Origin of the sequence: Agarivorans aestuarii (assembly GCF_019670125.1) — a bacterium.
GTDB classification, from domain to species: Bacteria; Pseudomonadota; Gammaproteobacteria; order Enterobacterales; family Celerinatantimonadaceae; genus Agarivorans; species Agarivorans aestuarii.
Map to the genome: position 1 here is coordinate 1842854 of NZ_AP023033.1, position 19908 is coordinate 1862761.

A 19908-nucleotide genomic window follows, 5' to 3' on the forward strand; every position below is an offset into this window, starting at 1 on the left:
TAGAGCTGGAGATAATTATGATTAGCTTACCGTCAACTTATCAAGAACTAGAGCGAGTGTATCAACGATTACCGGTGAAACAGCATTCTTGCATTGGTGTAAGTGCCAGCCAGCCAGAAGAGGGGGTGTCTACCTTGGTTGATGCCATTGCACGCCGCGCCGCTGGGGCTGGTCGAAGCGTACTTGTGGTGGATTTTAACCTCCATCACCCCCGCCATTTTGATGTGCCAGTGTTCGATTTAGGCTGGGATCGCGGCAAAGTGCTTGGGGTGATTAAAGACCAACAGTCTGGCGTAGATTATCTGCCAGTGCCAATGGACAAAGTGAGCTTGGTGCAGCTAAGAGAACCAGGTGCTATTGAGCAGTGGGTAGAGCAATGGAAGGAAAGTTATCAGCTGGTGTTGTTTGATACTTCTGCGATCAATCAAACTAATAGCGGCAATCTTCATGCCGCTCGTGCTTTATCGGCGTGTGACGCCAGTATTATCACCATGATGGCAGGTGTTACTTCTCGGCCTGCTTTTGAAACGGCCATTAACGATCTTAGCCATGAAGATATTCGCCTACTTGGGGTTGTGATGAACGATCGCTTTAATCCAAGTTTAAAAAATGAGTTATTGAGAGAAACTTCACGAATTACCGACATGTTTCCTCGTTTCAAGAGGTATCTGCAAAGAATTCTCGTTAACTCTCAACTACTTTCAATAAGGATATGATATGTTTTTCATAATACAATCGGCAAAAGGACATCGAATACCATTGAGTAAAAAGCAACAAGAATTGTTCGAGTTGAAGGATAAGCATTATAAGGCCAAGCGCCGTATGCAAATTAAAGCCACGGTACTATTAGTGTGTTTATTGCTGGTGATTTTATTCGCCTTGGTGTCTAAAGCCGAAGCAAAAACCTACACCTTTGGTATTGTACCGCAGCAATCTGCGACTCGTTTAGCCTTGCAGTGGAGTCCGCTTTTGGAGGCTGTTAGCCAACATAGTGGTCATCTCTTAGAGTTTAAAACTGCACCAAGTATTGCCGAGTTTGAAAAGCGCCTAGCCCAAGGGCAATACGATTTTGCCTATATGAACCCTTATCATTATCAGGTGTATTCAGAGCAACCTGGTTACCAAGCTTTCGCAAAATCAAAAGATAAAAAACTTAGTGGTATTATTGTGGTAAGTAAAGAATCTGATACTACTATCAATAATGTGCGAGACTTGGATTCTCAATCAATGGCTTTTCCTGCACCCAATGCGTTTGCCGCTAGTGTGGTGCTTAGAGGTTACTTAGCTCAACAAGAAATTGATTTTAATCCGTTTTATGTTGGGTCGCATGACTCGGTTTATCGGGCTGTGGCTGCGGGTTTATACCCTGCTGGTGGTGGTATTCCGCGCACTTTTCAAAGCAGCACGGTTAAAGACCAATTACGCATACTGTGGGAGTCGCCAGGCTTTACCCCTCATGCCATCGCAGCACACCCCAATGTGGAAGCGCCAGTGTTAGCCGCTGTGCAGCAAGCGTTTCTTAGTATGGGGCAAGATGAAGCGCAACAAAGCTTACTTAAAGCCTTAAATATGAAAGGTTTTGTTGCCGCAAATGATGCCGAGTGGGATGATGTGAGAGAGCTTGGGATAGGCGATACTCACCACTAATAGACCTTAGCAACAAGGATGAAACGACGCGATGACATTTAGCTTTAAGGCAAAAACAGTTCTGGGCGTCGCTTTAATTGAAGCCGTGCTGTTAGGCGTGTTGGTATATAGCAGCATTGGCTGGCTGTATGATTCAAATGAACTGCAAGTTGAGCAGCACAGTAGAATGATGTCCTCTCTGTTTGCCTCTACCACTAAAAACGCCATTATCACTACCGATTTAGCTACCCTCGATAGCCTTACCAGCGAATTCTCCGCACAAAAAGACATTGCCTACGTCATCATCAAAGACCAAAGCGATCGTTTGTTATCAAAGGCAGGCGTAGATCCCTTATCTAACCCTAGAGAAAACCCCGACTTAGGAGACCATGAACACAGCGTATTTGTTACCGAAAATGTCGTTGAGATTGGTGGGCGAATATACGGAAACATAGAAATTGGCATTTATGATCATGGCCTGCATGGGCTTATTTCTGAAGCGAGCTCTTTTGGAGTAAGTATCGCTTTATTGGAAATAGCTCTAGTGGCGCTGTTTTCGTTTTTATTGGGCTCTTACCTTACTCGCCAGCTGGGCGACTTAAGAGATGCCGCCAAAACTATTACTCAAGTTGGGCCAGGTATTCAACTTAAAGTGAAAGGCAAGGATGAGATATCCGAGGTATCTAATGCGTTTAACACCATGTCGGCTGCGCTGGAAAAGTCCCATATTGAGTTTAAGCAAGCCATTGAAACACAAGAAAAGCTAGCTTTAGAGCTTAAGCAAAACCAATCAATTTTAAAGGCAACTATCGCTTCGGCCATGGATGCGGTTATTACCACCGATAGACACGGCCATGTATTAGAGTTTAGCCAAAGTGCCGAAAGAATGTTTGGCTTTACTCGCGAAGAAATTGTTGGAAAAGATCTGGCAAGTTTTGTGGTACCAGAAGCGTTTCGTGAAGCGCACCGTCAAGGCCTTAAGCATTTTAGAAAAACCGGTGAAGCACCAGTATTAGGCCAGCGCTTAGAGTTACCCGCGTTGCATAAAGAAGGTCATGAGTTTCTTTCGGAGTTAACGATTAGTTCTGTAGAAGTGGGTGACGATACTGTATTTACCGCGTTTATGCGTGATATCTCAGACAAAAAACGCACTGAACAAGAGCTGCAATTGGCCGCCGAAGCCTTTGATGCTAACGAAGCCATTTTTATTACTAATCAACACGCCGAGATTGTGCGGGTTAACCAAGCTTTTACCCGTATTACGGGTTATAGCGCTGAGGAAGCCTTAGGCCAAACCCCTTCAATATTAAGTTCTGGCGAGCACGATAAAGCGTTTTTCGACAATATGTGGCAATACCTAAAACAAGATGGTGTGTGGTCGGGTGAAATCGTTAATCTTCGAAAAAATGGCGAACGTTTACCAGAGTGGTTAAGTATCTCGTCGGTTAAAAATCCAGAAGGTGAAATTACTCATTATGTGGCTCACTTTACTGATTTAAGTGAACAAAAAGCAGTGGAGCAATCACTAGAGCGAGCCAAGCATGATGCAGAAGCCGCAAGCTTAGCTAAAAGCCGTTTTTTAGCTAGCATGAGCCACGAGATCCGCACCCCGCTAAATGCCATTATCAACATGTATCAAATACTTAAAGAAACCGATTTGAGCTTGGAGCAACAGGGTTTTGTAGATACTGGAAATGAGGCCGGACATACACTAATGGCCTTGGTGAATAATGTATTAGATTTTTCTAAAATTGAGGCTGGTCAGTTAGAGTTTAACAACGAATGGTTCTCGGCCACCGATACCTTAGAAAGCATCGTTAAGTTATTTAATACCACGGCTCAGCAAAAGGCCCTGAAGTTTGAGTTAGATGTGGCGGATGAAATACTGCCTGAGTATTTTGGTGAACCACTGCGCTTTAGGCAAATTGTATTCAACCTAATGGGGAACGCAGTTAAATTTACCTCCAAGGGCGGAGTGAGCCTGGGGTTAAAAGCAACTCAACCTTATGGTGTAGAGCTTACTGTTAGTGACACTGGTATTGGCATTAGTAAAGAAGATAAAGAGCGCTTATTTGAAGAGTTTTATCAAGTGGACAGTGGTGCTACCAAACGTTATTCCGGTACCGGATTAGGCTTAGCAATTACCCGCCAATTAGTTGAGAAGATGGGCGGTGAGGTGAGCGTAGAAAGTGAAGTAGGGCGGGGCACTACATTTACGGTGAATCTGCCCTTTAGAGGTCGCCATGCCCCTGTTATCCAATTAGACGAGATGGCGGAACAAACAGAGCCTGAGCAATCTGTAGTAGAAGATGCCAGAGTACTGTTGGTTGAAGACAGCGCAATGAACCGTGCGGTAGTGACCCAAGTACTTAAAGATTTTGTTAAAGAGTTAAGCTGTGCTGAAAATGGTCAAGTTGCTGTTGAGCTTTGCGAGCACAATGAGTACGACGTGATCCTTATGGACATGGCAATGCCCGTAATGGACGGCTTAGCTGCAACTCGTGCCATTCGAGCAGCCAGTGGGCCTAATCAAGAAACCCCGATTTTGGCGATGACTGCCAATGCCTTTGCTGAAGATAAACAAGCCTGTTTTTCTGCAGGTATGAACGATTTTATCACTAAGCCTATCGACATCCCCTTGTTAAGGGCTAAACTGGTTCAGTGGTATAGCGAAGCACCAATTCGCTCGCAGCTCAGTGAACCACTTATATCAACGATACCAGAGCAGACAACAGTTAGTAATAACGCTGATAAACCTAAGGCGAACTTGCAGGTTGCTTCAGAGACAAAAACAGCAGCGGTGCTAGAACAAGACTTAAGTGTGTTGGTTGATAAAAAAGTGCTCGAGCAGTTGGTAAAAGATGCCGGAACAGAAGCGCTACCGTTGATGCTTTCTTTGTTGTATCAAGAAACTGAGCAGCAGAGGATAACCATAAAACAAGCTTTTGAAGAGCAGCTTTTTGACGACGTAGCATTAGCCGCTCATACCCTAAAGGGCAATGTAGCCACTTTTGGTGGCGAGCGTTTGAGGCAACTAGCATTAGCGATTGAAATAGCCGGTAAAGCATCGGACGCAGAAGCATTAGCCAATACTGTGCCGCAATTAGACAATGCCGTAGAGCAAACAATTAACGCCATTAAACAGTTTGAAAAAACAGTGTGCGCTTAAGGAGAAGCCATGGGAAGTGAGTTAACAGCCTCCGTATTATTGGTCGAAGACAGCGAAACGCTTGCCGCCACCTATCAGGCTTATTTAAGCAAAGAAAACCTAAAATTAGCGCGCGTTGCCACCGGTGGTGCCGCGATTGAGTTCTTGTCTAAGCAATCTCCGCAAGTGATGTTATTAGATTTAAACCTGCCAGATATGGGCGGGATGCAAGTATTAGAGTGGATGGTAGAACGTAGCTTGCCCACCTCGGTAATTATTATTACTGCTTATGGCTCGGTAGATATTGCTGTTGACTCGATGCGTTTGGGGGTGGTGGATTTTATTGAAAAACCTTTTGATGCCAGTCGTTTAAAAGTGACTGTGAATAATGCACTTAACCTTCATAAGCTAAAATCTTTAGTCGAAAACTACCAAGCGGATGCTGGGCGCGATAGCTTCCATGGCTTTATTGGCAGTAGCCTTGCCATGCAAAATGTATATCGCATGATTGAAGCGGTGGCGCCAAGTAAAGCCACTGTATTTATCACCGGTGAAAGTGGTACCGGCAAGGAAGTATGTGCCGAAGCCATTCATAAGCAAGGTACCCGTGCCGACAAACCGTTTGTGGCAATTAACTGTGGCGCTATTCCTAAAGACCTCATGGAGAGCGAGATTTTTGGTCACGTTAAAGGCGCATTTACCGGTGCCTCGTCGATGCGTGCAGGCGCAGCTTCACAAGCTCATGGTGGAACCTTATTTCTTGATGAAATAGGCGAAATGGACATGGAGTTACAAACTAAGCTACTGCGCTTTGTGCAAACAGGCCGTTTTCAAAAAGTGGGTGGCAGCCAAGAAGAACAAGTGGATGTTAGGTTTTTGTGTGCCACCAACCGCGATCCATGGGAAGAGGTGCAAGCTGGCCGATTTAGAGAAGATCTTTATTATCGCTTGTATGTAGTGCCAATTCATTTACCGCCATTACGTGAAAGGGGATTAGATGTTCCCGGTATTGCGCAAAAGTTTCTGCGTCGTTACGCCAAGGAAGAGGGTAAGCAATTTCGCCGTTTCTCAAGTTTAACCGCTACGGTAATGAGTAATTATGATTGGCCGGGAAATGTACGTCAGTTGCAAAACGTTATTCGCAATATTTGTGTATTACACGATGGCAAAGAAGTGCTCGCTAGCCAGTTACCACCTCCGATAAACCAATTGGTTCCAGAAGGTGCGATTGGCAAAGATGGTCGACACCCAGAAGAAGTAGTTACTGAGGAACAAAGTGATACTGGCTTAAACGGCGCTAGCCAATATCAAATTCAACCGCTGTGGATTACTGAGAAAGAAGCCATCGAACATGCGATAGACCATTGCGATGGTAATATTCCTAAAGCTGCAGAATTGTTGGACGTAAGTCCTTCTACTATCTATCGCAAAAAGCAATCATGGGAAGAAGCCGAAGCAAGCTAGGTTTGCTTTTACCAAGATGCAAAAAGGCCCTGTTTAGCAGGGCTTTTTACTTTAGGCTTGTTTGAGTTTGTTATTAGGTTTACTCGATTTTTTACTGGCGATGTTAAGTAAACGGCGAAAGGTAGGGCATTCGAAATGATTGGCTGCTTTGCATTTTGCACTGTGTCTTAAGCCATCACGCATAGTAGTGAGCGCTTTGATCGTTTTGTCTAATTCATCGGCTTTGGCATTTAGCTTGGCTCGGTCTACTTGCGCTCCAGTTGATGTGAGCATCGGTTTTATTTCAAGTAGCGAAAATCCAGCTTGGCTGGCTAAGCTAATAAAGGCCAGCTGTTCCACTACCTTGCTATTAAACTGACGTCGCAATCCTTTTCTTGAACTAGATTTAATCAAGCCTTGTTGTTCATAGTAGCGCAGTGTTGAAGCGCTAAGCCCCGAGGCCTTTACTACTTCTGCAATATCCATCTTTTTTACTCTTGACTTAAAGTCGACTTTAACTTGTAAACTAGTGGATAAGCTTACTTAGCGCAACGCTTTTTGCAGATTAGAAAGATTTTAGGGGGGTAAACGTGCACGAACAATTTTGGCATCAAAAATGGGAAAAAGACGAAATCGGTTTCCATGAAGGAGAGGTGAACCTCTTTTTATATGAGTACTTTAAGGTTCTTAAACTAGCGGCAGGTGCGCGAGTGTTTGTCCCTTTGTGTGGGAAAACGCGAGACATAGCCTGGTTGTTAGACAATGGGATGAAAGTAGTTGGTGTAGAGCTTAGTGAGCATGCCATAAAGCAGCTTTTTGCAGAGTTAAACTTAGAGCCAAAAGTAGAGAGCTTAGCTGACTGCCTACATTACACCAGCGCTAATATAGATATTTTTGTTGCCAATATCTTTAGTCTAAACAGTGAGTTATTAGGCGAAGTGGACGCAATTTATGATCGTGGTGCTTTAGTGGCCTTACCCGAAGGCATTCGCACGCGCTACGCTCAAATGCTACCAATTATCACCAACAATGCACCGCAACTAGTGGTTACCTACAACTACGAACAAAGCCAATATTCCGGTCCTCCTTTTGCGTTACCAGAGTCTGAAATAGAGCGTTTATATGGATCCATTTATGCTTTAAAGAAACTCGCTAGCAGACAGGAAACAGAAGGGTTTGCCAAGGGAATAGATGTTGAAAACGCGGTTTGGTTGCTAGGGAGTTAGATTGCTTTAGTTCTTCAGCTATTCTAACTGATTTGCAAGATGCAAAAGTGTCATTCTATTCAATGGGAGTGAGTGCTTAAATTCATATAAATCATATCGTTAAAAATCTGGCTTGGCTCTTGCTGATAAGCAATTAATAGCCTCACAAAGTAAACGATAGGATTGAATATGAAACCTTGGAAACCTCTCGCTTTCGCCATGCTTTGCTCGCCATTGAGCTCTTATGGTGCTGCGTTCTCAAGTTGCCCTACACAAGCTTTTTTGGTCCAGCAAAATGTGGCGCAACTGTTCGGTGTTAATTTGGCCACAGGCTTTTACCAAACCTTGGCCGATGATATGGGCACTACTGGTAAACTCAACGCTTTGGGTTTTAACCTCCACGACGATTACCTTTATGCTTGGAGTTACCAGCATGGCACCCTAGCCAGAATTGGTGATGACTACCAAATTGAGCCACTCATCCTAGATTGGAATGGCATTGATAGTAATGTGAGTTTTTATGTGGGCGATGTGGCTGTTAGCCACAACGCACACTACCTCTATCGCAGCGGTTCATCGCGTGGTTTATACCGTGTATCGCTAGATGAAACTGATAGTGACTACCTACAAATGCAGCGAGTAATTGATGGCAGTGCCTTAAACTTGCGCATTTTTGATATGGCCTTCCATCCTGATAACAACATGCTTTACAGCGTTGATAACAACGGTAACTTATGGAGCATTGACGCTAGCAACGGCAATAGCCAAAACCTCGCAAATGTTGGTCAAACTGGCACCTTTGGCGCGGTTTACTTTGATGTTGATGGCAACCTATATATTAGCCGCAACAGCGATGGCTCAGTATTCAAAATTGATGTCTCAGAAAGTAACCCACAAGCACAGTTTTACGCTCAAGGACCGGCATCGGGTAATAACGATGGCGCCCGATGCGCAATCGCCCCGATTGTTGCCGAAGATGAAGCCAATATCGATTTTGGTGACGCACCAGATAGCTTTGGTACTTCTTTAGCAAATAATGGCGCTCGCCACCAGCTAGTGGAGGGTGGAATTCACTTAGGCACCTACGTAGACGGCGAAGCCGATGCATATGTGTATCCGAAGAGTGATGACAGTTCTCGTTTATTAGACGATGAAGATGGCATCGCCTTTGTGACCGATGTGCAAGTAGGTCTAGATTTTGTGGTGCAGGTAGACAGCTCTGCTAATGGCTACTTAAGTGCTTGGATCGATTTAAACGGCAACGACGTATTCGATTCACAAGAGCAAGTGCTAACCGACCAAGCCGTTGTTAGTGGGGTGCAATCACTACTAGTGAGTGTGCCAGAGGGCTACGAAAGTGGTGACCGATGGGCGCGTTTTCGGATTAGCTCGGCAGGTGGTAACGCCGCCACGGGTGGCGCACCAGATGGTGAAGTTGAAGACATGCAAATCTACGTGGGTGACTCGGCCACTCAGGTTAGTTATTACCCAAGTGCTGATGGCTACGCCACAGTAGCCTTTGAAGATAACTGGCCTGCAGAAGGGGACTACGACCTTAACGACCTAGTGGTTAACCTGCAAACTAAGGTATTAAGTTTTGCTGATGGTGATGTTGCAAGGGTAGAGCTGCAAGGTGAAGTAAGAGCGGTTGGCGCAAGTTTTCATAATGGCTTTGCGATCCGTATTCCAGGTATTGATAAATCGTTGGTGGATGTTGCTGCTATTCGATATGAAATAAATGGGCAGTTATTGGATAGCCCGGTACTGGATGCAAGCACTAGCGATATTACCGCGATTATTGCCAGTAACGTGCGCGATTATATTAATAATCAAAACCAGTGTGACTTTTACAAAACACAAAGCGATTGCCGTGGCGAAGGTCAACTTCACTTCAAAGTATTGTTGCCAATGCTTGAAGGGGTTGCGGCCAGTAGTTTACCTAGCGCACCGTTTGACCCATTTATCTACGCAACCGACCATGCGCGTAACCCCTATTTTGCAAACTCACCAGGCCGTGGCTTAGAGATCCACGCTAAAAATCAAAGCCCAAGCTCGCAAGCCGACGATACCTTGTGGGGAAGCATGGATGATGTGTCCAACCCAGCGGCTAATTCCTACTACCAAACTGGCAATGGCCTGCCTTGGGCAATCATTGTGCCTTACAACTGGCAGTATCCATTTGAGCGAATCAAAGTAAGCGATGCCTACCCAAACTTTATTGAATACGCCCAAAGTGAAGGCCAACAAGCCAGTGACTGGTACTTGCTGGAAAATGCCCGCAGCGAACTTATTTATCAAGATCAGGAGTAAGACCATGAACAAGTTAATCAAAGTAAACCGTATCTTAAGTAGTGGGCTATTGGTGTTAAGCAGCAGCTTGTTAGTGGCTTGTGGCGGGGGCGGCGGTGGAGGTGGCCAAACCGAAGTTGTTGAAACTGTAGAAACTGAACCGAGTCCAGAGCCAACAACACCGGTGGAAACAGTGCCAGAGCCAAGCCCTGAACCAACACCTATTGCAACCAGCTTAGAAGAGGTACAGGTTGCAGAGAGTTTTATTTTTAGTAATCAGCAAGATATAGAGTTGCAGGTATCTTATCCAATGCTGGGAGACGAACGAGCTTACTTAAACATTTGCACCCAATGGAAAGACATGGAGCAGCAAAGCATAGAGTACAGTTCTTGTGTATGGCGTGGTCAAATTAGCCAATCACAAATGGCGCTAGATATAACCTTACCAGCTCATGCCAGCACTTTAGTTGCCGAGGTTTGGCAGCTATCGTCTGGCAACGTGACTCGAGTTCATCAAGAGTTAAGTTTGGCAGAGTTAGGTGTTACCTCACCGAGCTTTTCGTTTTAAGAGGTCAATGCGATGCAGGCATATCATCATGGTGAGGTGGTTCCTCAAGCGTATTCTGTTTGGTTGTTTATCGACAGCCAAACAGTGGGCGGTATAGAGAGCCACGTGTTCAATTTGGCCTTAGCGCTTCATCAACGAGGTCATGCTGTATGTGTTGTGTTTTGGAAGGCTTATATCAAGCCTCATCCTATGCTCAGTCAGTTAGAGCAAGCTCAAGTACCTTGGTTAATACTCGACGGCGCGATAGCTAGTTTGTTGCATGCGGTGAATGACTTCTCTCCAAGGCTAGTTCACAGCCATGGTTACAAAGCGAGTTTAGTTGGGCGCGTGTTACGCTGTATTAAACCTATCAAGTTGGTGTCTAGCTATCATGCGGGTGAAATTAGCCAAGGGCGTTTAGCCTGCTACGACTGGTTAGATCGTTACACTGCGTTTTTGTCGCAGGCCAGAATTGCTATTAGTAGAGATATAGCCAAGCGTGTTGCAGCATCTAGCAAGATAGTGAACAACTTCGTGCAAGTTCCCCCGTTTGTATCAACTTTAAAGTCTCGGCGACATAAGCGCCGTCTAACCATTGGCTTTGTTGGTCGGCTAACAGAAGTAAAGGGGCCTGATCGTTTTTACCAATTGTCTAAGGCCATGCCTGAGCTCAACTTTGTGGTGTTTGGTGAGGGGACTTTATTGCCAAGTGATGAGCACAAAAACTTAAGTAATCTAAGACTACGCGGCAAACAAGACAGCATGGATAGTTGCTGGCAAGAGCTAGATTTACTGTGTATGCCTTCACGAAATGAGGGCTTGCCGCTGGCTGCTTTAGAGGCCATGAGCAGAGGGATCCCGGTTATCGCCAGTAATGTTGGGGCGCTTAGTGAACTCATCAAACACCAGCAAAATGGTTTTATACTAGAAGGCTTTGAAGTGGAGCAGTGGCGTAAAGTCATTAAACGCTGGCAACAAAATGCTGATTTTCAGTATCAGCTTGCTAAGCAGGCCAGGCAAACCATTATCGAGCGTTATTCCCCAGAAGCGATTATCCCGCAGTTTGAAAAGGTGTATAGCCAGCTGGCTTAACGTGAGCTTGATTGTGCTTGTTTCCTGTTGCAATTTGCATTAATTCAAAATGCTTATCTGATGGATCTTAGGAAGGATAAGTATTTGCCGTTCTAAAAAACTAGCTGCATTCTCAGCTGAAAATGCAGCTCTAAAAGACCTGAAGTTAACGATTGTGGAATTACTTTTTCGTCTTCATTTTGCAATCATCTATAACTGCTTTGGTTATAGGGCCGCGAGACTGCTCGGTTTTCAATACCTTTGAACAGTCAAAATTATCGTTAAAAACATAAATGCCCATGGCTTGAACAGAGCTTGCTGCAAAGCTAAGAGCTAAAGCTAAACTTAAAACTTTCATAGTGATTCCTTTTACAAAAAAGTTTTTATTACTGTAATGAGTGCAATGGCTGTCGACTTATTAACAGAGTTACGGAAGAGATTTGGCATTAACGATGACTAGTCATATTGTTAACTGCGTCACAAATCAACTTCTAGGTAAAGGTTAGGTCAATGTTATAAAAATGTGAAGTTAAATAAAGGTCATTTTTTAATCAGATGTTGGTTCTAAAGTGTTTTTATTTTTTTGTTTTTATAATCAACGCCTTATTGTATTTGGTTTTTATTTATTTGCTTTTAGATTGACTTTATTGAAACGAAATATCATAAAGGCTTGCGTGACTTGACTGCGCGAAGAAACCTTTAGCGGCTGGTTTTGTTCAATTTTTATTGGCTTGCTTACATTTGGCATGAGCTCTGTTTTAGAAAACTTCTTTGTTGCGTGCTTAGGCCCTATATCGTTTTATTTGTTAATTACTATCTTGGCTGTGATTTGCAATTGAAATGATATAACATCACATTTATTCGTATCCCACTGTTGCTACTGTGTTTTATTTCAGCCGCTTTCAATTTAATAAATTGCTAATACTGGCGATGCTCATTATCCCTGTGGGGTTGAGTAGCCTTTCGCTCGTTCATGCGATGGAGGTGGAGCAGCATGTTCATGAAGAGCACCAGTGTGAAATGTATGATGCGATACTTAATGCAATAAGCTATCCAGTTAGTTCAGTCACTTTAGTCGCTCTTACTAAGTGCTCTCTTAGCTTTAGTACATTAGAAGAAACCGCCTGTTTTACTGCACTTCCAAGAACGCGCTCTCCGCCTCTGCGATTCTAAATTTTCTACCGAGTATCTTTTCAAAATCTCTTTTTTATAGCGTTAAATGGAATACGTTAGGAACCCTTATGACTGAAATATCTTATAAACCCAAGAACAAACTTAAGCGTGGTACATTGCTTGTTGTGTTCGCACTAGCGGTTGTTGTTACCGCTGTAATGTTCAAAGACTCCAAAAAATCTGAATCTTTAATGCCAAGCAAAGCCAATACTTTATCTATTAGTGGTCCTTGGGAAATGACCAGTTTAGATCCCTCAAAACAGGGCTACATATTAACCCGTATGCAAGTGATAGAGACGCTGTTAAACGTGGATGAACGTGGTGCTATTACAGCAGGATTAGCAACGCAGTGGCAGGTGAGTGAAGATGGGCTGAACTGGCAATTTACTTTGAGAGATGGAGTAACCTTCCACGATGGTTCAAAGCTTGACGCTAATGTAGCTGTTCACGCTCTTAAGGTTGCTCAAAGTAAGCACGGTACTTTAAGCAAAGCGGAAGTAGTGAACATTTCTGCACTTAGCGACAATGAAATTAGTATCGAGTTAGCTAAACCGTATGTGGCGTTTGCGGCGCTGCTAACCAACTATTCAAATGCCATTTTGGCAGAAAAATCCTACCAAGAAGATGGTGCGGTACTAGAGCTATATGGCAGTGGCCCATACCAAATGGAAAGCTTTTCGCCGCCTCATAAATTAACCGTGAGAAAGTTTGATGAGTACTGGGGAGAAAAGGCTCAAATCAGCTTTGCAACATACTTAACTGGTCACCGAGCCGAAAGCCGTATTTTGCAGGCTAAATCTGGCGAAGCTGACATAGTGTTTACCCTAGACCCAGCGATGCTTATCCAACTTGAATCAAGCACAGAGTTAGATGTTCACAGCAATCTAATCCCACGAACAATGTTTGTGAAGTTAAATGCTGGTCACCCCTTCCTTAGTGATGTTAAAGCTCGCCAAGCCTTGAGTATGGCTTTAGATAGAGCCTCCATTAGCAAAAATGTACTGGGCGCTGAAGGTTCTGAAACTGCACAACTTATGCCTAGCTCTATGTCGCAATGGTTTATTGAAGGAGTTGATAATAACCCTTACAACTTAGAACAGGCGCAGCAAATACTAAGCGGTTTAGGTTGGCAAAAAGGTACGTCGGGATTGTTAGAGCGCGATGGTAAGCCATTTAAAATTACGATGATGACATACGCAGACCGTCCTGAACTGGCTACAGTAGCAACGGCCATTCAAGCGCAGTGGGCCAAACTTGGCGTAGATCTAAAAGTAGATGTAACTAACTCAAGTATGATCCCAGCAGGCCATACCGATGGTTCTTTAGAAATGGCGCTTATTGCCCGCAACTTTGGCTTTAGTGCCGACCCTTTACCCATTATTAGTAGTGATTTTGCCAACGGTGGTGGCGACTGGGGAACCATGAACTGGGTAAATCCGCAGGTAGATACTGCCATTGCTGAGTTGCTAAATTCCAGCCAAGCTGAGCAGTCTTTTGCCTTAAGCCAAGAGGTGGCGCAAGAGATCTATCAAGATACGCCAGTGCTACCTATTTCTAGCTATAGCCAACATACGTCGGTTAATGCACGAGTGAAGAACTTTAAGTTCGACCCATTTGAGCGTGATTACTTCATCAATCAGATGTATTTCGAACAGTAGGAACGTAAACGATGTTGTGGGATCTAGCTAAAAAGCGCTTATACCAACTTATTTTGGTTGCTTGGGGAGTGGGTACGCTGACCTTTGTATTGATGCGTAGCCTACCAGGAGACATGGCTTATAGAATTGCGGCCAGTCGCTACGGGCAGGATAACGTTGATTCAGCAGCGGCAGAACTTGTTCGCCAAGAATTAAACTTAGACCAAGGTTGGTTGAGTAGCTACGTTAGTTGGTTGTTAGACCTACTGCAGCTTAACTTAGGTAATTCACTGGTAAGTGGATTACCGGTTAGTGAAATGGTTTTACATCAACTTGGACATTCATTGCTGCTAGCAGGGGTTGGCATTGCCTTATCGATATTGATTGCGCTGCCTTTAGGTACCTTAACGGCTAAAGAAGTATTGAAGAAAAAAGGCGGCGTGATTAATTCGCTGGTGGTGTGGTTTTCTACCTTCACCCGGGCAATGCCAGTATTTGTATTGGGTTTGATACTAATTTTGCTGTTCGCCATTGAGTGGCAATGGTTCCCGGTAGCAGGTTACGGTACTTGGCAGCATCTTGTTTTGCCAAGTGTAACCTTAGCGATTAGTTTAGCAGCGGTATCAAATCGGGTGGTTCACAATAGCGTAGGTCGGGTGCTTCGCTCACCCTTTTATCTATTCTCCCGAGTAAAAGGCTTAACCGAGAATCAAACCTTTTTTCGCCATGGTGTGAGAAATATGGCTGTGCCCGTTGTTGCTTTTATTGGTATTCAACTGGTGAGCGTGATTGAGGGGATAGTGATGATTGAGTCTCTCTTCTCTTGGCCTGGTGTTGGCCACGGGCTTGCGCACGCAATTTTTGCCCGCGATATTCCGGTTATTCAAGGCTGTGCCCTTACCATGGGGGTGTTGTTTGTATTGCTAAATAGCCTGATAGATGTGTTGTGTTACTGGATTGATCCAAGAGGTCAGCTAGAGAAATGATGAAGCAATTAAATTTAAATCAAAAGCTTGGCTTAACTATTCTGCTTGGGCTGCTGGCATTTTCGCTATTAGTGGCTTGCTTGTCTCCACATAGTATTGATGAGCAAAACTTAGCACAGCGTTTATTACTGCCAAGTGCCAACAATTGGCTGGGTACCGATCATTTTGGTCGAGATATGATGACCCGTTTAGCCAGTGCTATCGGCTTGTCATTTAGCTTAGGCGTGCTTTGTGTTGTTAGCGCATCTGTATTAGGTGTAACGCTTGGCGTTTGTTCTGCTTGGGCGGGAGGCAGAGTTGAGCAAGCTCTAGATGTGGTGGTGAATATACTACTCGCGCTACCTGGTTTGGTGTTGGTGTTATTACTTTCTGCACTGGCGCCGGGTTCATTTTTGGTGATGTACCTCGCTATCTCATTGGTGCAATGGGTTGAGTACTATCGCGTAACCCGCGCAATTACGCGAACCATTGTCGATAGCCCCGAGCGGCAAGTTTCCGCCATGATGGGTTTTGGTAAGTGGTATCAGTTTAAGCGCCACATTTGGCCAGCAGTTGCTCCGTCGGTATTTACCATGGCAGCCTTTGGCGCTGCGAATGCCATTTTAATGATGGCTTCACTTGGTTTTATTGCAGTAGGTATTCAACCACCATTGGCCGAACTGGGCTTAATGAGTGTGGAGCTATTTCCGTTTTACATTGAAGCACCCTGGGTACTCGCTCAACCCTTACTCGTGGTTGCTCTATTGGTACTAGGTTTTCATTTATTAGCAGGAGCGAGCCGTGAATCTCTTAATTCAGCTGACTGATCTTTCGATTAATGCCAAAGAGCTTGAGTTGCTTCAACCCTTATCGCTTCAGTTATACCAAGACAAACCTTTAACTATTCTTGGCCAAACAGGCTCGGGTAAAAGCTTGTTGGCTCAAGCCATTGTGGGTTTGTTACCTAGCGAATTATCGCAACAAGGTAAGGTAGAAGTATTTGGTAAAGTTCATGAGCAAAAGTCACTCACTAGCCTTTGGGGAAAACAGGTGATAATGCTACCTCAAGAGCCTTGGCGCGCACTTGACCCGTTAATGCCAGCTTATCAGCAAGTGTCTGAAGTTTACGAGTGTTTGCACAATCTCGACGAAGAAACTGCATTCAATCGCGCGATAGAGGACTTAGACCGAGTCGGCTTGAAAAGTAGCGCCTTAAAACGCCCTGGGCAGCTATCCGGTGGCATGGCGCAGCGTTTAGCGGTATCTGCGGCAACAGCTGGTGGAGCAAAGTTGGTGCTAGCCGATGAGCCAACCAAAGGGCTTGATGTAAGCCGCAGAGACGACATCATTCAATTGCTAATCAACAGTGCCAAGGGTGGTGGTTTGCTTACCATTACTCATGACATAGAAGTTGCACGCCAAATTGGCGGTGAGATTATTGTGATGAAAGAGGGGGAAGTGGTTGAACGGGGTAGTGCTGAGCAAGTATTGGAAAATCCTCAACACGCTTACACCCAATTGCTGATTGCCGCGGATCCACGCCACTGGCAACAGCGTGAGAAAAGCCAAATTGCTAAAACTCCAGTGCTCGAAACTAAGCGTTTAGCGATAGGTCGCAATGGTACAGCGCTGTCGAAGAACATCGATTTCACTATTCACACTGGCGAAGTAGTGGGGGTGGTAGGAGATAGTGGTTGTGGCAAAAGCACCTTAGGCGATACTTTACTGGGTTTACTTAAGCCGGTTGATGGCCAGGTAAACAAGTTAAAGAACGACGCCAAACCTTATCAATGGTTGAAGCTTTACCAAGACCCTCCTGCGGCAATTACGTCTAGTGTTTCACTTGGAGTATTGTTGGAAGACTTGCTCAAGCTGTATAAGCTAGAGCGCCAGCGTGTGCCGGATTTAATGAACAAACTCAACTTGGCACCAGAGCTTCTCGCGCGCAGAAGCACCGAAGTGTCAGGGGGAGAATTGCAGCGCTTTGCAATTTTGCGCGCTTTGTTACTGGATCCGGTATTTTTGTTTGCTGATGAACCCACCTCTCGCTTAGATCCGATCATTGCAAAAGAGGTGACCGACCTACTGGTGGATTTGGCGAAACAGCAAGGTTGTGCGCTGTTATTAGTAAGCCACGATCCCTACATGATTGAGAAGCGCTGCGATACTGTAGTGCGCTTGTAAGGTGAGTTAATTTACAGGTAAGCGTATAAAGGCGGCTTAGCTAAGCTGGGCCGCTTTTATGCGTTTTAGCGCTTCTTGATTAAGTTACCCAGTTTTATTGGCCTAGAAGTGAGAGAGCTAATCACCTGATCGGCTAATGAAAGAGGCTAAGTTTGCAGAAGATACTCGATGTGTTTTAAGTGTTGAACGTAGTTTCTTTAGGCTAGTATTTAGCTGATAGTATGTAGCAATAACAAGGGATAAGCATGAAAGTACATTACCTTGAGAACGTAACTCTAGAGGTTGCATCTGAGTGTAATGCTTACGCGCTTTGCAATTTATATACTTGGCTCAATTGAACACGGTTTTTGGCAACTATAAGTAATTGGCTGATTAGCTGTTTTGCACTTAACAAGCTAGTTTAAATTTTGCCTCTTTGATCTTATATTCCTCTCATAGAATAGATAAAAAAGGATGTTGAAAATGGCTAGGCTAATTATAGTTTGCGGCGCAACAGCTGCAGGTAAGACAACCTATTCTCTCTCTATTTGTGAAGATATTGGCGCAGTTAAATTCTCGATAGATCCTTGGATGCAGACCCTGTTTGCTAAGGATATGGTGGAACTCGATTTCTCGTGGATGATGGAGCGGGTAGAGCGTTGCTACCAGCAAATATGGGAAGTGAGTGAGCAAATTTTGGCACTAGACGGAAACGTTGTTCTCGATTTAGGTTTTACTACCAAAGCGCTACGAGACATTTTTGTAAATAATGCTAAGGCTTTGAAGATAAATGCTGAAGTTCACTATATAGAAGCAACATCGGAAACACGTAAGCAGCGAGTCGCTAAACGCAATATGGAAAAAGACCCTAAAGTATATTCCTTTGAAGTGACCGACATGATGTTTGACTTTATGGAAGGCAAGTTCGAGGTGCCTGATGACATGGAGTTAGAGCATGGCTGCAAGGTGAGCTTATAACTAGGTTTTTTGGTTTTGCCGCGCGGTGAAGCTTCCCCTAAAACGGCATTAGCTTAGTCGGAGGATATTAATGAAATCTGCAGTATTGGTTATTGATGTTCAGTCGATTTTATTCGACCCAGAACCTCAACCATATGAGTCTCAAGTGGTACTTAACAAGATAAATCAAGTTACCAGTTTGGCGCGCGCAAAGTCTGTCCCGGTAATCTTTATTCAGCACGAACATGCCAATTCTGTCATTGAGTATGGAACCGAGGGCTGGGCATTGCAGTCTAGCCTAGTAACTCAAACGGGTGACCATTTTGTTCGTAAAAACACTCCCGATTCGTTTCTAAATACCAACCTTGAAGAGTTATTGATAGAGCTTGCCGTTGATAGCCTAATTGTGTGTGGCTATGCCTCTGAGTTTTGTGTGGATACCACTGTTCGCAGAGCGGCTGGTTTGGGTTATCCGGTAGTGTTGGTCTCTGATGCCCACACAACTCATGATAAAGAGCACGCAAGTGGCGCTCAGATTCGAGCCCACCATAACGCTACCTTAGCTAATATCTCTAGTTTTGGTGTAAAGATAGAAGCAATAGAGACAGCTAAGCTTTGGCCGTAACCGCAAGGTTTACGCTTTAAAACTGTTTTTAATTTAAATGCCTTAATAACAATAAAACCCTAGGTTATCTCAGCATTAACAAATTACGGGTGTCCGCTAGGGTTTCTATAACGCGTCGGCGATTTGGGGAATAGTAAAGAGCCTGAACTCTTGAGAATATTGCTGATAGTCGCAGGCTTTGTTCATTGTATAGCTCCGCTTCTGCGGTGGCGATGCGAGCTTTGGCTTGGGCTAAAGCTTTTGGTGATTGCTGTTTTACCGCTTGCGCATAGCGCTGATAGATAATGTGCATGGCTTTAATGCGTAGCTGACTTTTACTGCTTTCAGAACCATCGCGCATTAGGTATTCACAATCAACATGGTTGCTAATGCCAACAGGGCCTAGTAATGCCAACTTTAGCCACAAGTCCCAATCTTCTGCCGAGGGCAGTTGCTCATCAAAGGCGAAGCATTTTAGTAAGGCTGTCCGTGATGCCATTACCGTTGAGGTGCCAACCACGTTTTCTGCAAACAAACTTGCTGCGGCATCGGGTTTAAGTTGGTAGCCCTTTTGTTGTTGGCTTAAGCCTTGGTAGTTTGGCCAAAACTCGAAGCAAGTGCCTCGGTCTTCGCCATTTTCTCCCACATGACGGTAATCGGTAAAACTAAAGCTTAACTCAGGTTTTGCTTGATGAAATTCGATTTGGCGTTGTAGTTTGCCTGCCAACCAAACGTCATCGGCATCTAAAAAAGCAATAAGTGGCGCTTTAGCTTGTTGAATGGCGATATTACGAGCCACTGCTGGGCCTTTGCCGCTGAGTTTAATGCTGCGTAGATACGGTGTTTTTTGTTGTTGGTTTTGCAGCCATTGCCAGGTGCCATCGCTAGAGTTGTCGTCTACGACAATAACTTCCAGCTTATCTACGTTTTGTTGTTCAACGCTTGCTAAGGCTTGTTTTAAGTAGCTTAAACAATTGTAAGTAGGGATCACTACACTGCATACGGGTTGGCTATTCATTAAGTTAGGCATATCAATCTCCTGGATAGTAGCTGGCATTCAGCTTGCTTATACAGCTACAT

The 19908-nt window shown here is 44.4% G+C and carries 17 protein-coding genes; 14 read left to right on the forward strand and 3 right to left on the reverse strand.

The window, feature by feature from the left end:
• The first annotated feature begins 17 nt into the window (after positions 1-17).
• From K5609_RS08625 to K5609_RS08640, 4 genes are read left to right on the forward strand one after another with little or no spacing between them, the layout of a single operon-like run.
• Positions 18-716 (forward strand): P-loop NTPase family protein, encoded by a 699-nt coding sequence (locus K5609_RS08625; protein ID WP_221076802.1) that lies wholly within the window; start codon positions 18-20, stop codon positions 714-716.
• A gap of 1 nt (position 717) precedes the next feature.
• Complete coding sequence (locus K5609_RS08630; RefSeq protein WP_246611964.1) at positions 718-1647, forward strand: phosphate/phosphite/phosphonate ABC transporter substrate-binding protein; 930 nt, start codon at positions 718-720, stop codon at positions 1645-1647.
• A 31-nt stretch (positions 1648-1678) separates the two neighbouring features.
• On the forward strand, positions 1679-4795 hold the full coding sequence (locus K5609_RS08635) for a PAS domain S-box protein (protein WP_221076803.1): 3117 nt from the start codon (positions 1679-1681) through the stop codon (positions 4793-4795).
• Positions 4796-4804: 9 nt separating this feature from the next.
• Positions 4805-6238, forward strand: a complete 1434-nt coding sequence (locus K5609_RS08640; RefSeq protein ID WP_152782278.1) for a sigma-54-dependent transcriptional regulator — start codon at positions 4805-4807, stop codon at positions 6236-6238.
• A 51-nt stretch (positions 6239-6289) separates the two neighbouring features.
• Here K5609_RS08640 and K5609_RS08645 read toward each other — a convergent pair whose 3' ends face one another.
• Entirely contained in the window at positions 6290-6703 is a 414-nt protein-coding gene (locus K5609_RS08645; protein WP_221076804.1) for a helix-turn-helix domain-containing protein, read from the reverse strand.
• A gap of 104 nt (positions 6704-6807) precedes the next feature.
• Between K5609_RS08645 and tmpT the strand changes: the two genes are divergently transcribed.
• The 4 genes from tmpT to K5609_RS08665 all read left to right on the forward strand — a co-directional run bounded on the left by tmpT (position 6808) and on the right by K5609_RS08665 (position 11350).
• Positions 6808-7443: a thiopurine S-methyltransferase gene (gene tmpT, locus K5609_RS08650; protein WP_221076805.1), complete on the forward strand. Its 636-nt coding sequence runs from the start codon at positions 6808-6810 to the stop codon at positions 7441-7443.
• A 168-nt stretch (positions 7444-7611) separates the two neighbouring features.
• Positions 7612-9732, forward strand: coding sequence for an LruC domain-containing protein (locus K5609_RS08655; protein WP_221076806.1), 2121 nt, complete (start codon positions 7612-7614; stop codon positions 9730-9732).
• 4 nt (positions 9733-9736) lie between these two features.
• Positions 9737-10279, forward strand: coding sequence for a procyclic acidic repetitive family protein (locus K5609_RS08660; protein ID WP_221076807.1), 543 nt, complete (start codon positions 9737-9739; stop codon positions 10277-10279).
• Positions 10280-10291: 12 nt separating this feature from the next.
• The gene (locus tag K5609_RS08665; protein ID WP_221076808.1) at positions 10292-11350 is read left to right on the forward strand and encodes a glycosyltransferase family 4 protein; all 1059 of its coding nucleotides are present in this window, start codon (positions 10292-10294) and stop codon (positions 11348-11350) included.
• A gap of 160 nt (positions 11351-11510) precedes the next feature.
• Here the strand turns inward: K5609_RS08665 and K5609_RS08670 are convergent, their stop codons facing one another.
• A complete protein-coding gene (locus K5609_RS08670; protein WP_016400551.1) occupies positions 11511-11687 on the reverse strand; it encodes a hypothetical protein in 177 nt (58 codons plus the stop codon).
• An 883-nt stretch (positions 11688-12570) separates the two neighbouring features.
• On the opposite strand from K5609_RS08670, the gene K5609_RS08675 reads away from it, so the two are divergent.
• The 6 genes from K5609_RS08675 (at position 12571) to K5609_RS08700 (ending at position 18849) form a co-directional block, all read left to right on the forward strand.
• Positions 12571-14160 (forward strand): ABC transporter substrate-binding protein, encoded by a 1590-nt coding sequence (locus tag K5609_RS08675; RefSeq protein WP_221076809.1) that lies wholly within the window; start codon positions 12571-12573, stop codon positions 14158-14160.
• Positions 14161-14171: 11 nt separating this feature from the next.
• Entirely contained in the window at positions 14172-15125 is a 954-nt protein-coding gene (locus tag K5609_RS08680; RefSeq protein WP_016400548.1) for an ABC transporter permease, read from the forward strand.
• Positions 15122-15931: an ABC transporter permease gene (locus K5609_RS08685; protein ID WP_221076810.1), complete on the forward strand. Its 810-nt coding sequence runs from the start codon at positions 15122-15124 to the stop codon at positions 15929-15931. Before K5609_RS08680 ends, K5609_RS08685 begins: the two co-directional genes overlap by 4 nt.
• Positions 15906-17288 carry an ABC transporter ATP-binding protein gene (locus tag K5609_RS08690; protein WP_221076811.1) on the forward strand — a complete coding sequence of 461 codons (1383 nt, stop codon included), beginning with the start codon at positions 15906-15908 and terminating at the stop codon, positions 17286-17288. The genes K5609_RS08685 and K5609_RS08690 overlap by 26 nt, the downstream gene beginning before the upstream one ends.
• 462 nt (positions 17289-17750) lie before the next feature.
• Positions 17751-18245 (forward strand): P-loop nucleotide/nucleoside kinase family protein, encoded by a 495-nt coding sequence (locus K5609_RS08695; protein ID WP_221076812.1) that lies wholly within the window; start codon positions 17751-17753, stop codon positions 18243-18245.
• Positions 18246-18315: 70 nt separating this feature from the next.
• The gene (locus tag K5609_RS08700) at positions 18316-18849 is read left to right on the forward strand and encodes a cysteine hydrolase family protein (RefSeq protein ID WP_221076813.1); all 534 of its coding nucleotides are present in this window, start codon (positions 18316-18318) and stop codon (positions 18847-18849) included.
• Positions 18850-18913: 64 nt separating this feature from the next.
• Here K5609_RS08700 and K5609_RS08705 read toward each other — a convergent pair whose 3' ends face one another.
• Positions 18914-19885, reverse strand: coding sequence for a glycosyltransferase family 2 protein (locus K5609_RS08705; protein WP_221076814.1), 972 nt, complete (start codon positions 19883-19885; stop codon positions 18914-18916).
• Positions 19886-19908: the final 23 nt, after the last annotated feature.

Excerpts from the sequence above, each read along its gene's own strand:
- K5609_RS08645 (WP_221076804.1), bottom strand. The coding sequence starts at position 6,703 with ATGGATATTGCAGAAGTAGTAAAGGCCTCGGGGCTTAGCGCTTCAACA.
- K5609_RS08665 (WP_221076808.1), top strand. The coding sequence starts at position 10,292 with ATGCAGGCATATCATCATGGTGAGGTGGTTCCTCAAGCGTATTCTGTT.
- K5609_RS08625 (WP_221076802.1), top strand. The coding sequence starts at position 18 with ATGATTAGCTTACCGTCAACTTATCAAGAACTAGAGCGAGTGTATCAA.
- K5609_RS08630 (WP_246611964.1), top strand. The coding sequence starts at position 718 with ATGTTTTTCATAATACAATCGGCAAAAGGACATCGAATACCATTGAGT.
- K5609_RS08655 (WP_221076806.1), top strand. The coding sequence starts at position 7,612 with ATGAAACCTTGGAAACCTCTCGCTTTCGCCATGCTTTGCTCGCCATTG.
- K5609_RS08670 (WP_016400551.1), bottom strand. The coding sequence starts at position 11,687 with ATGAAAGTTTTAAGTTTAGCTTTAGCTCTTAGCTTTGCAGCAAGCTCT.
- K5609_RS08695 (WP_221076812.1), top strand. The coding sequence starts at position 17,751 with ATGGCTAGGCTAATTATAGTTTGCGGCGCAACAGCTGCAGGTAAGACA.
- K5609_RS08675 (WP_221076809.1), top strand. The coding sequence starts at position 12,571 with ATGACTGAAATATCTTATAAACCCAAGAACAAACTTAAGCGTGGTACA.
- K5609_RS08700 (WP_221076813.1), top strand. The coding sequence starts at position 18,316 with ATGAAATCTGCAGTATTGGTTATTGATGTTCAGTCGATTTTATTCGAC.
- K5609_RS08640 (WP_152782278.1), top strand. The coding sequence starts at position 4,805 with ATGGGAAGTGAGTTAACAGCCTCCGTATTATTGGTCGAAGACAGCGAA.
- K5609_RS08660 (WP_221076807.1), top strand. The coding sequence starts at position 9,737 with ATGAACAAGTTAATCAAAGTAAACCGTATCTTAAGTAGTGGGCTATTG.
- K5609_RS08685 (WP_221076810.1), top strand. The coding sequence starts at position 15,122 with ATGATGAAGCAATTAAATTTAAATCAAAAGCTTGGCTTAACTATTCTG.
- K5609_RS08680 (WP_016400548.1), top strand. The coding sequence starts at position 14,172 with ATGTTGTGGGATCTAGCTAAAAAGCGCTTATACCAACTTATTTTGGTT.
- K5609_RS08705 (WP_221076814.1), bottom strand. The coding sequence starts at position 19,885 with ATGCCAGCTACTATCCAGGAGATTGATATGCCTAACTTAATGAATAGC.
- K5609_RS08635 (WP_221076803.1), top strand. The coding sequence starts at position 1,679 with ATGACATTTAGCTTTAAGGCAAAAACAGTTCTGGGCGTCGCTTTAATT.